Genomic DNA, 10,918 nt, shown 5'->3' on the forward strand with positions numbered 1-10,918 from the left:
CCTATTTCTACTTACTTGCATTTCTTTTGCGCCTTTCTTTCCTTAACTCTTCAACTTGCAACAGTTTGCTCTTTCTCTTACCTATTTCCCCTTACTTACATTCCTTTTGCGCTTTGTTTGCCTTATTTTTCTCAACTTGCAACATGCTGCTCTTTCTTTTCCCTATTTCTACTTCCTGCATTTTTTTTGCGCCTTTCTTTCCTTAATTCTTCAACTTGCAACACGGTTGCTCTTTCTCTTACCTATTTCTAATCAACTTGCAACATGTTTGCGGTATCCTTTCCCTATTTCTTTCAACTTGCAACAGTATAATTTATTTCTCAACCAAATAATTTTAAAAAAAATCATGTCATTTTAAAGTTTTTAAGCTATTTATCTCATATTTTTAATAAGTTACATACATAATATGCAACATGTTTGCGGTATCCTTTCCCTAACTTCTCTACCATTTTTACTGTAATCCCTTATATACCAAGGGTTTAGGTACTTTTCTATTTACTTTTATACATATTACCCAACTTGCAACACGTTTGCGGTATGCATGCCCTTATTTTTCTCACAAGATGCAACACTGTTTGCGGTATCCTTTCCCTACTTTCATTCTATAAATATCAACAAGTCCTTTTATATCAAGGGTAATTATTACAATTCATTTTTAATGATTACGTTTACTAACTTGCAACATGTTTGCGGTATCCTTTCCCTAACTTCCCTACCATTTTCACTATAATCCTTTATATACCAAGGGTTTAGTTGCTTTTTCACTTACTTTTATACATATCATCCAACTTGCAACACGTTTGCGGTATCCTTAACACAAAAAAAAATCATGAAATTCTCTTATCCCTTGATACAACTAGCTTCATAAGCTGTTGCAAGTTACTAATTTTCTTCTTAAAGGAGCACATTTCAGCAATTTTCATTTTGCTATAATCAAAATTGGTATATTTTATAGTATTTTGACATATATTTCTGAATTTGTAGAACGGAGGTGAAAAAGATGGGAAAAGCATTTGTGATACGTAATCAACGTAGCTTAAATGGGAAAACAACAAACGCAGTTTTAGTAACACTCAAATCTTGGCAAAAGTTTGTGGAAACATTTGAGGAGAAATACTACAGCTATAAAGATACATATTTAGAAGATATTCTGCAGCACATGACATACGAAGAGCGTATTGCGGATGTAGAAGGTTTTGTCGAAAAAGCCAAACCATCTTTTTCACGTCGAGCAATGTCTACACTTGCAGAAAAAGCAGGACGAAAACATAAATTATACGGTATTACGAATGCTGATCTTGAAGTGTTCTTGTACTTACATAAAAAATGCTATACAAACGGTGTCATTCCAAATGTAACAATACATATGATGTGGGAAGATTACAAGCAATATAAAGAAGAATTTGCTTATATCCAACACTCTCAATTCTATATCGCATTAAAGAAATTAAACTTACATAACATTATCTCCATCGAAAATGGAGTAGATGGCCGTTATACAATCAAACTCACTCATTTTATGAATGAGGAAACAGAAAAAGCAAATCCGTACGTATATATTAGCCCTGTTGTATTTACAAAGGATTTCTTTAAGCTATCTGTAGCAGCTAAGAAACTATTCTTAGACATCGCAATGCAACAACATACGGAAACAACATTAAAGCGTTCTTTGGACAAGCAGGACGAAAGAGGAAACAAAACTCACTTCGGTGGGATGTATCGTTTCTTACATAAAAAATATCCGCATCAGATCCGTGCGGTTATCGAGGAATTAACAACTGTATTACCATGTACGGGGAATCCCCTATTCAAAATTTGCAAAATGCAAAAAGGTGTAAAGCATACAAAACGATATACGACATTATATCTGTCTATCCATTCAGACTTCTTATGTTCGAAAGAAGCTGGAGAAGAACAACATAGGGATCCATTTACACCAATAGCTACCTATGCTCGAAAAGCGAAATTTATCGAAGCAGTCCTACAAGAGATGAATATCGGTGAATTGTCTGCAGACATGAATAAATTCATTCATGTATTAAAGCATACTTGTCATCGTCAAATTCGCAGTGTCATTCGCGGACTACGTGACATGGTTGATCGAAAAGAAGGATATCCAACGAAGATTGTATATACGTTGAAGAAACTATTGCATCAAACATCTCAATATCAAATTCTCGATACAGCAGCAAAAGAAGGTATCTACCCTCTTATTGCGCAGCATATACCAAAAGAGAGAAATAGTGACCGTGAGCAAGCTATCTTTAATTTCGGCCTACATTATTCTATGTACTCTCTTCGTAACATTAAAAAGATGTTTAAAAATGTGCATGCATTATTGAAGCAGAAGTTTGCGGTACCAGTAACAGAAGAATCTTATCACCGTAATTATCTAAAATACCAGGAAGAAACGTTATTTAGAAAATATGCATATGATCAGGGCGTGAATCTCCATGCATATATCGCTTTAGAAATTGAAATGCGCGAAAAACTAAAAGTTCGTGGCCATAAAGAACGCACAATTCCAAGTGATGTACGTGAATGGTTTATTGAAGCAATTGATAAACTACCGCAAGAACAACTGCGTGTGATTGAGCTACCAAAACAGTTTAATTTACTAGAGTTTATGCGTACCTTTGAACGTTTAGTACGTGCTGGTGTAACAATAACAGCTCCAGATCAGGTGCTACACGCAATGGAAATAAAATAATAGTAACGAGCTCTCTATTTTTGAAAAAATCGAAATTAGAGGGCTATTCGTAGTTGTTTCATTCATACTCCTTTTCTACTACTCTATTTATAAATACAAAATCAGAAGGACTTCATGTAAAATGAAGTCTTTTTTATGCAATTCTATACAAATTCTCTTCTAGCACTATATAACTCTCCACATAGTACTAGGGAATATTCTTCTAATGTAATAAAACCTATCTCATAATACCTACAAAAAATCAAAAATAAAATTATAAAAACAGTGGATATGAGGACAAATATACTCGAATGTGAATAGTATTTTTCTGACATCATTGTAACTACTAGTGTTGTTGTATATATCTAATAAAAATCATCAATAATAATGTGAGTTATGTGTAAATAGTGAGTTATGTTAACAAATAACTACATTTTCTGAATAAAATGTGGATAATTGAACGTTAAATACTGCTTATTTAACAAAATAAAGAAAATGAAGCCTATTTCCATAGTTGGATAAATATAAAGTAATTTGTATCAATTCCTTTCCGATTTCATGTAGAAACATATGATTTTCTTTCTGCTTTTTTGTAGAATTGAAAGTCTTATAATTATTGAATCTACGGATACATTTTTTACTATTTATGATTTTTTACGTGCTAACATCAAATTTTCCCTTGTGGGAGTAGAGTTTCCTCCTATTTTTGATAACCTATAATAGTTTTATCTTTATTTCTTTTTAATATATAAGATATATATTTATAATAGATTTTATTATTAGTAGTATGAGTGTTAATAAAATGTCAGATCTAATCAAAAAAATTTAATAATAATGATCTTTAATAATGTCCATAGTATTTTTCTAAATGAAAAAAGCCTAATAGCTGTGCTAGTTATTCACATTATTTTTTAGTTGTAATATCTAAATATAAGCCCTCGTGCCTATTTATTTTAATATCTTTACTACGGTACAAGCGATGATAGTAAATTTTCTCGCATTACATATGTCTTGTAATGTTCTTAATACCATTTGTCCATTATCAATAAATTTAATTTGTTCGGATGTATTTAACTTTTGAATGTTTAGATATTCCATACAATTGCAATCATAGATCGTTTCCTTTAAATAACCCCCTATTGTTTCATGAGAAAAACGAGCACAAATTATGTGCTTTTTTCATTTAGTGTACTATTAGCCTCCGATATTCTATATACAAGTGATTCCTAACTTGAAGGCAACACAAAAAGAACTTCTTCAAGTCGATTAAATATGTACATAGCAAAATAAGCTATATATACACTAATCGGCTCAAAGAAGCCCTTTCATAATTGAAACAAGATGAAACTTGCTCTTACAACTCAACTACAATAAAAAAAGGTGAAGCTCTTGATACAACCCCACCTTTTTAGTATATAACGAATCATTTAATAATTTAACAGTATGTTTTTAAAGTCTCTATATTTTAGAAAACTTTACAATAAAACATTACTTCCCTATTTTTTTGAAGAAACAGGATCCATTTTTAATGTTTTTATTCCTTCTTTCAATGTAAACGCATCTGCTCGTAATGTTTTCCAGCTGTCTTTCGCTGCATTCAGGTTAGGTTTTAAGAATTTAAATTTATTTTGATCTGCTTTTTGGGATGCTTTATCAATATGATTAAGCACTCCTGAATATTGAGAATCTAAATCATGCCATTGTGCTGACATATAGGTAAGAGCATTAATAGCTGATCCAATTGCATTTTGCATTTCAGTAATATTATTATACGCAACTCCAACTACACGATTTAATGTTATTTTATAGTCTACGGTTTGGCGTAATTGCACTAATAACGGCTCTAACGTACCTAAATTATTTCTTGCTACCCCTATCATCACACCTCCAGCAATCCATGTAGGGATTGAAGGATATGATACAGTTATTATTCCATCCGATTCTACTTGTTTAAAATGTCTTATTTGCTCTAAAACATCATTTAGGCGTTTTTCATCTTCATCTATTCCAGATGCTTGATTTTTTAAAATCGATTGCAAGATATCTTTATGACCTCCAAATGCTCGGACATCTTCTCCAATACTATCTCTTAACTTAGCTAGTTCTTGAATTAAATTCTGTGTATATGCTTGGTTTTGTTTAATCTCACCTTGTAAATCTGTAATGCCTTCTTTTAATGTATCTGCATCTCCTTCATTAATTGCTTCTACTAATGTATCGTAATAATTGTCAAATGTGGTATCATACTCTACAATTCCTGTAAGGGTATCTAAAAGTTGTTTTTTTATGTGAGCATCCCATTTTGTAGCATGCTCTCTTGCATTCTTTTGATCTTGTGCAATTTGACTAGGTAGATTTGTATATCCTTTAATATCAATTCCTTCAAAGTTAACATCTGGATTATTAATTAACAAATAAGAGTAATCATTCATGGATTTTGCAAATACCCCAGCATCTTGCAAAGCTTTTTTCATCTTTTCACTGTTTACAGAAAGAGATATATCTTCCGTACTGGTTTGTTCTATTTTACTTTCACTTGCAAAAGCAGCTACTGGTGAAACTACAGTAGTTGTTGTCAGGGTTAAAAACGTCGATACAGCAAGTAGTTTATAAGGAAAATTATTATTCACTTTAATTCCTCCTATGAATATATATTAATTTTTAGTTTGTTTTTTCTTGTTTAAAAGCAATGTCTTTTGAAATGAATTCTGCGTCCTTATGAATGTCATTCCAACTTTGTTTAGCAGCTTTTAAATCGTCAGGTATTAACGAAAGTTTATGTTCTTGCATTTGATCGATATTATCATATAAATCTTTATAATTAGCCCCCATTTTATTCCATTGTTGCTGAATACTTGTTAGAGACATTATTGCTTGATCCACTGTCTGATACAAATATGTTAGAGTGTCTTTCGTATTAGTAAGTGAAATAACCGCTTGATTAGCCAGATCAGCTTTCATACTTAATTCTCCGATTTTATTCGAAATTTCATTATAAGAATTCATATGATTAGATGCCTCGACACCAGCTGCTGTTCCTAAACCGATACCAGCTGCTCCTAGAGCTGTAAGACCGCCAACAACAGCTGGTGTAGCTGTACCACCAGTCACAACAATTACTACCGCTCCTGCAATCGTTCCAATAACTAAAATAGCTGCTCCTAGTCCACCGCCAATTGACCAGGCTAATACATTATCAAAATGTGATTTCTGTGTAGAACGTAAATTCTCAATTTCGGCCTGAAGTTGTGGGACTAGTGCTTGTTTTCCCGCTAATATAGCCGTCAATCCTCCCTGTCCATCTGGACCACCAACATTATTTTTAAAATCTACAGTATTTGTATACAACTTTGTTTTGAAAGCCTCTAACATCTTAATGACGTCAGTAACTTCATTTGAATTTGTATGAATTGTATCGATTAAATCCCCTATTCCTTCTTTAAGGCTCATCTTATCTTTCTTTTTTACAGTATCTACTAATGTGTCGTAATAATTTTGGAATTGCTCATCATAATTTACAATATTACGAGCTGTTTTTTGAATGTTTGGCTTCGCTGTATCTAACCAGTAATTTGCATTGATTCGTGACAGTTCCTGATTCAGGTGGATATTTTTGATTAATTCTCCTCCTCCTGAACCTAAATCAATGTTGGATAAATTTACATTCGGTTGCTTAATCATAGTTTTTGCGTACAAATCCATTACAAGAATATGAGAGCCAGTTGCAGCCAACGCTTTCTTTAACCCTTCAGGTCCTAACGCATAATTTTCTATTTTATGTTCTTGAGCTGTCTGTTCTTGTGCAAGTGCATGAATAGTACTACCATTCGTAGCAGTTATAACCGTTGCTAAAGTGGCTAAAGTTATAACCTTAAATGGAAATTTCATCATTTGATTCTCCTCCTTATTTTCAGTTGCGTTATAATATTTTTATTAAACCTAATTTCTTAATATTAAAATTTATAAACTTGTTCTTCGAGTTGAGTTGTTACACTTTTTAATCGTCTTAATGTATCTTTTTGAGACTGGGTGTTATTGGTATCAACTTCAGTCGATAATTTTGTAATACTATTATTTATTAGATCAAAATCCTCTTTGTAACGTTTCATTAGCTCAATTTCTCCATCTACTTGGTTAGCAAATGTATGCAAATCATTTTGCATGAAAAGAATCATTGATTTTTGTAAATCTGCTACTGTTAATTTAGTCGTTAAGTCATATAATTTCTGATTTTGTTTCTCTAAATCATTTAAATATGCACGTTGCTCTGCTGTTAGTTTATTAATTTCAGCAAAAGTATTATATGTTTTTTTAATTTTTTCAGGATCAATTACTTTCATAAGATCATACTCTTTCGTTTTTGTAACTGCAGCTGCAGCGATTTCACCTTTTTTACTTTTCTCTATCGCTTCACGTGCTTCTTTTTTGGCAGCCTCAATTTCTATAGCTGATTTTCCTTTTTCTTTTGCTTCTTGCTCTGCTTTATTCTCTGCGTCTACAATAGCATTGTTTATTTCTTTTCCTTTGTTATACGCTACTACTGCTGTTTGAGCAGCCGGTTCAATGATATCTTTTGATAGACTATAAATTTCTTGGAATACCTTTAGTCCTTGTTCATTTAAAGCTCCTGGTAATAACGCTATTTGCTGTAAATCATTTTGAATTGATTTTTTTGTATCTAGCATTTCATTTTTTAACTTATCTATTTTTCCTGTTCCCTCTGAATTAAGGACACTCTGTGTTTTTGCCACATCAGTATCAAGATTTTTCAACTTCTTATCTACCTGTAGTTTTAGATCTGTTAACTCATTAATTTGACGTTGCACACTTTCTTGGTTTGTGATGGTCATGTCTTGAAGGACTTCCAGTCTATCTGTAAACCCTTCTTTATCTTCCTTATTATCTACAAATCCTTTTAATGTTGGATAATAACTATTAAATTTAGTTACAAATCCTTTACTTTTTGAATTTAATAGAATTAATTTAGGATAAAGTTCGGATGACCACTCTTTCATATCTTGTTTAATTAGAAATTGAGTTGTATTTAAAGATGGAACTTCTTCAAGTTGTACATTCGGATTTGCTAAAGCTCCATCAATAAAGGTTTGTGTTAACTTGGAGTGTGCACCTAATTTTCGTAATGCTGAGGAAATATCTATATTATCTTGTTTTGTTTCTGCCTGAACAATTGGCGTTGCGAGAGTATTGATAGGAATAGTCGCCCCGGTAACAATTGATGTTATTAAAAATCCTGCCATAATTTTGCCCTTCATTCCGTACACCTCTTTACTATTATTTTTTACGATTTTAATCGTATATGCTGTAAAATCTAACGTTAGAATTTCTTCATACACACTTGAAAATAGAATTTTTTTCAAAGGGTAATTGCATCTCGTTTTTTATTTGTTTTTGATAGAATATAAGGTCCTTACTTCCCCCCCATTTTAATCACTATGTTTTTCATAAGTAAACTAGAAAATTGTATATCTAATGTTCGATTTTTCTGATATTAGATGTTTTGTTTTTTTCTAATTATATTTAAAAAGTTTTCATATTATTATCACTTCATGAAGTGAAATAATTTTACTCCTATAATTAAACATAAAATTTGTTGATATCATTGAATCTTAATAAATATCATATAAAAAAATGTTATTACTATAATTTTATGGGATTTTATGTATTATGTACTTTATATGAATATGTACAATTGCATACTCATATAAAGTACTATCCTTGAATAACATGCAAGGCAGTCACCATACATTCCTATCAACTTAAGAGTTTTTACTTCCCCAATTGTAAAAAAGTTGTTATTTCTAAAATTTAACTAGAAATGAAAAATTAAATAGGCTGTATAAAAGTAAAGGTATACTTACTTTTATACAGCCTATTTATTACATCTTATCAATAATAATCTGTCTTTTATACCACCGGTTTAGCTTCTCCTTAGCAACACCTGAAAGACGCTTAGTCTTTTGGTTGTAGAATCTTGAAAGAGTAGGTTGGGATATGCCTATCTCTTCTGAAAGCTCCCTCATTGTAATACTCTTCTTCGTATGCAAAAATACAATCTTTTCACGGATCAAATATTCACTTTCATCCACACTGGTAGGCTTACTTTCTTTCTTGGTAACAGTTGTTTCTGCTTGTATTACATTAGTATTTTTCTTTTTGGCCAAACTCTCCATTGAATTCATTAACTCTTTAGGTGGTAATATCCTAATACCTAACTGCGAATAATAATTTTTAAACCAATTCTTCTTTGTTAATTGCTCTTCATCTAAGCCATTTTCATACTCCCAATGAGAAATAACTTTTTCACGTTCTAGATCCATTAAGACATTTTCTAATTGGTCTCTAATTCTATTAGGTTTTTGATTCTGTTTAATATCCATTACTGCTAATAGCCCCTTATCCCCACCTATAGAATAAGGCCTGCTTAAATTAGAAAACATTTGTCGAATTCTCCACTGCCATGTCAAATATCGAATTAATCTTTTATGGTATTTATGTCGATAACTATTGTATTCGAGTGCCTTTTTGGAAAGTAATGCAGTTGTACTACTTGAACCGTATAAGTAGCTTGACAAGAAACTACCTGGTTTAATTCGGCATGACTCTATTCCCATGTATTCATTTGTATTTTTATCTCTCCAAAGAACGACTGAATCTAGTACAAATAGTCTCTTTATGATCTCACGCTTGACTTCGTAATGTTTACCGGGCTCTGCACGATCATTTAAGACTACAACCTCATTTTCATCATTAAGGTATATAAAAATACTTGCTAAAGCAGCAATTCTTTTAGCAACTTTAATCTTATCTTCAGCTCGATAATATTCAACGCCATTAGCTTTTGCCTTAGGAATACTACACATTTCTAAAACTTGTTCATATGAAAAATCTATAAACTCATCTGGTGATTTGGCTTCATTCAACCATTGAATAGTGATAGAATCAAGACAATCTGCTGTTAAGTCATCCATATTACTCATAACACCATCCACAAGTGTATTCCACCGAGCTGCTTCCTCTATGTTTGTTAACCTTAAATCCTCATCTTTATGTGAAGAAAGTTGAGCTAGCCCATTACTATCCTTTGTTTCAATTGGGTATGACTTTATTTTCGTTTCTTCATCCTCATCAAATTGATTTTTCGCAATTCCATCTCTTAATTTATAATAAACAGCAGAGTTATTAACCTCATAATAATCATTTGTTTTTACCTGATTATCATTTTCTAACAGAATAGATTCCATTTCATTAGTACCCTTTATAGGCTTTAAAAACTCCTGATGAATAAATAAATCTATTGCTTCTTGTATTTCCTCTTTATATTGATTTATTTCTGTGAATATTTGTAATGAAGAAATTCCTCTTTTTTGCTGCTTTTCAAGCCATTGTACTAGCATTGAAAAGGAAGGAGAAAGATATGAAGAAGTCACTATCTTGCTGTTATCTTCTTTCACATCCTTATAATAAGCATTCCATTTATCCCATAATGCTTCATCATCTTTATAAAGTGGTTCCGATATTAATAATGCATCACGAAACAATTGTAGAACATTATCCATATGTTCCCCTCCTTCTTCATTAAATTTTAAACTCTTTGTATTTCAAGTTGAAATACTATAGCTATATGTATTCCCTTATATAAAAACATGATAAAATATCGGAATTTTCCCTCTTATATTTTCACTATTCATGACTTTTCATCACGTAGTATTGAAGTTTCTTCTTTTATTTATTATATAAAACAACAACAATTTGTAAAACATCACTCATGTCAAGTCTATTTTTTAATAACATTAGCCCTGTTAAATATGGTTATGTTTATATCAATATGAAAATCTATAGCGGTATCATGTCCCTTTCGACATAAAGATGAAAAATGTATCCATATTTTTATTGAAAATAATAAATGAAAAAAATTCTTTCATAAAATTCTTTATCCTTTTAATATTAAACATGAAAACTTATAGCGATATCATGTCCCTTTCAGATTTATCTTGAAAGGCTTACAAACACATATATATCAATGTTTTTATTACTTTTTTCATTCTATTAGTTCTATTCCCCTACATGAAAACTTATAGCGGTATCATGTCCTTTTTTTTTAAAAACATGAAATGCAAAACAGCTGCATTGTGTCCCTTTTGAAAACTCTATTTTTGATATAATCCCTATTAAATCAACATTTCAAAGTTATTTCTATAAATTCACTAT

At 31.3% G+C, this 10,918-nt stretch carries 4 protein-coding genes and 2 pseudogenes; 1 reads left to right on the forward strand and 5 read right to left on the reverse strand.

Annotation, left to right across the window (positions count from 1 at the left end; genetic code table 11):
* Positions 1-1,000 precede the first annotated feature (1,000 nt).
* Entirely contained in the window at positions 1,001-2,710 is a 1,710-nt protein-coding gene (locus MR167_RS28485; RefSeq protein WP_086398124.1) for a hypothetical protein, read from the forward strand.
* Positions 2,711-4,185: 1,475 nt separating this feature from the next.
* Here the strand turns inward: MR167_RS28485 and hblA are convergent.
* From hblA to MR167_RS28505, 5 genes and pseudogenes are all read right to left on the reverse strand, one after another.
* Positions 4,186-5,319 carry a hemolysin BL binding component B gene (gene hblA / locus MR167_RS28490; RefSeq protein WP_060852711.1) on the reverse strand — a complete coding sequence of 378 codons (1,134 nt, stop codon included), beginning with the start codon at positions 5,317-5,319 and terminating at the stop codon, positions 4,186-4,188.
* A 31-nt stretch (positions 5,320-5,350) separates the two neighbouring features.
* Positions 5,351-6,580: a hemolysin BL lytic component L1 gene (gene hblD / locus MR167_RS28495; RefSeq protein WP_000975321.1), complete on the reverse strand. Its 1,230-nt coding sequence runs from the start codon at positions 6,578-6,580 to the stop codon at positions 5,351-5,353.
* Between the two features lie 62 nt (positions 6,581-6,642).
* Positions 6,643-7,962, reverse strand: a complete 1,320-nt coding sequence (gene hblC, locus MR167_RS28500) for a hemolysin BL lytic component L2 (RefSeq protein ID WP_242316046.1) — start codon at positions 7,960-7,962, stop codon at positions 6,643-6,645.
* A gap of 624 nt (positions 7,963-8,586) precedes the next feature.
* Positions 8,587-8,784: pseudogene (locus MR167_RS33765) on the reverse strand (helix-turn-helix domain-containing protein); the annotation flags it as partial.
* 65 nt (positions 8,785-8,849) lie between these two features.
* Positions 8,850-10,266: pseudogene (locus MR167_RS28505) on the reverse strand (XRE family transcriptional regulator); the annotation flags it as partial.
* Positions 10,267-10,918 lie beyond the last annotated feature (652 nt).

It is taken from the genome of Bacillus cereus group sp. BfR-BA-01355 (assembly GCF_022663675.1).
GTDB classification, from domain to species: domain Bacteria; phylum Bacillota; class Bacilli; order Bacillales; family Bacillaceae_G; genus Bacillus_A; species Bacillus_A thuringiensis_S.